Here is a 510-nt window from a genome sequence, read left to right as displayed (position 1 = left end):
CTAAAAGGTCTGAAAGTACGTGTACAGCCGAGCCCATCTGCTATTGCGATGGTAAAAGCGTTAGGTGGTAACCCGACACCATTGGCATACGGTGAGCTATACACAGCATTACAACACGGCGTGGTGGATGCTGCGGAAAACAACATCCCATCATTTAGCTTGAGCCGTCACAGTGAGGTATCGAAATACTTCAGCCTGGACGAGCACACCATGGTGCCAGACGTATTGGTTATTTCGACTAAAACGTACGACAAGCTAACACCTGAGCAACAAAAAGCACTGATGAAAGCAGCAGCAGACTCTTCTGAATACATGAAGAAATTGTGGGCTGAGTCAGAAGCAAAAGAGCGTACAAAAGCTGAAAAGATGGGCGTAACTTTTGTTGAACCAAATAAAGCGGCATTCGTTGAAGCGGTTCAACCAATGTACGCGGACTTAGAAAAGACAAATCCTGAATTAAATGAACTGGTTGAGAAGATCAAAGCAGTTAAGTAATTCACAAAGTAATTA

The 510-nt window shown here is 43.9% G+C and carries 1 protein-coding gene; it reads left to right on the top strand.

What is annotated here, in order from left to right; translation table 11 throughout:
- The coding region (gene dctP / locus R7E38_RS23425) for a TRAP transporter substrate-binding protein DctP (protein WP_318082251.1) at positions 1 to 495 on the top strand (495 nt) is incomplete at its 5' end.
- Between the last annotated feature and the right edge of the window lie 15 nt (positions 496 to 510).

The sequence above is a fragment of the Vibrio sp. Vb2131 genome (assembly GCF_033338535.1).
Lineage (GTDB): Bacteria > Pseudomonadota > Gammaproteobacteria > Enterobacterales > Vibrionaceae > Vibrio > Vibrio alginolyticus.
This window is presented reverse-complemented; position numbering and strand designations above follow the sequence as displayed.